This window comes from Helicobacter canis, assembly GCF_008693005.1.
GTDB classification, from domain to species: Bacteria; Campylobacterota; Campylobacteria; order Campylobacterales; family Helicobacteraceae; genus Helicobacter_B; species Helicobacter_B canis.
Window position 1 is genome coordinate 1 of record NZ_VXKE01000015.1, and the last position, 567, is coordinate 567.

At 44.1% G+C, this 567-nt stretch carries 1 protein-coding gene; it reads right to left on the minus strand.

Features of this window, described 5'->3' with window-relative positions; genetic code table 11:
• Positions 1-74: 74 nt before the first annotated feature.
• Positions 75-567 (minus strand): hypothetical protein (locus tag F4V45_RS05270; RefSeq protein WP_211362728.1); only part of this gene is annotated, 493 nt, incomplete at its 5' end.

Below are 567 nucleotides of genomic sequence, written 5' to 3' on the forward strand. Positions count from 1 at the left end.
ATAAGACTAGAGGTCTATTGACGCAGTGAGCCACAAACTCCCTGCTTTATCGCGCAAAGCTGAATCGCCCTAGGCTAGAAAAAGTAATGCCACCTTACAGAAGCATTATGCGTAATCCCCAACTCCCCACCTACTGCCACATATCCAGCAGAGAAGTTCCCTGCTTTGTCTGTGTGGTAATTTATCACAAAGGTGCCTTGGTAGAAAAATGGAGCTACATGCACTGCTGCTGCTCTACCTGTCTTTTCATCAATGGTATAAGCCTTGCCATTGAGTGTTGGCATAATGTTTATATCTGTATTCATTAGATACCTAAATCCACCACCTAGTGTAGTAGAGAGCCTTTTGCCATACTCTTGGTAGTAGTTTAAGTTTGCTTGAGCATAAGTAACAGCATAGCCTTGGCTTAGTCCTCCATAGCGTAGCTCACCAGAGCGGTCTGTCCTCATCTCAAACTCTCCTAGATAGCCACCCTCTACACCTACACCAACTGAAGGGAAGAGGATAGATTTGCTTCCATACATATACACAGATGAGCCTAGTCTAAAAGATGAGCCAAAGTTGATA